This window comes from Bradyrhizobium sp. NBAIM08, assembly GCF_020193935.1.
GTDB lineage: Bacteria > Pseudomonadota > Alphaproteobacteria > Rhizobiales > Xanthobacteraceae > Bradyrhizobium > Bradyrhizobium yuanmingense.
The window spans coordinates 1-461 of the sequence record NZ_JADYVR010000237.1 but is presented as its reverse complement, the minus strand read 5'-3'; the positions used below and the strand labels follow the sequence as shown (position 1 = coordinate 461).

Here is a 461-nt window from a genome sequence, read left to right as displayed (position 1 = left end):
ACAATATCGCGAGCAAAGAAAAGCAGTCGGTTCTCATGTTTAGCCTCGAGATGAGCAAAGAGCAGCTCGTTGACCGTATGCTTGCCGATGCGGCGTCTGTTGATGCATGGAACATCCGTACCGGTAATTTGAGTGAGGACGATTTCGAACGTATCTCTACCGCTATGGGCGAGATGGCTGAAGCACCGATATACATCGATGACACACCGGGACTCACGGTGCTGGAAATGCGCACAAAAGCTAGGCGCCAAGCACACATACAGCCTCTCGGACTCATCATCGTTGACTATTTGCAGCTCATGAGCGGCAGTAACTCTGGTGGAAGTAACAATCGTGTCCAGGAAGTCTCGGAGATCAGCCGTGGACTCAAACTGATTGCGCGTGAGCTTAATGTGCCGGTCATTGCCCTGAGTCAGCTCTCACGTTCAGTCGAGTCACGTAGTCCCTGTCTCTTATACACA

1 protein-coding gene is annotated in these 461 nt (G+C 51.4%); it reads left to right on the top strand.

The annotated features are described in order from the left end of the window. On the top strand, positions 1 to 461 hold a 461-nt coding region (locus I6F37_RS39280), incomplete at both ends, for a DnaB-like helicase C-terminal domain-containing protein (protein WP_225154267.1).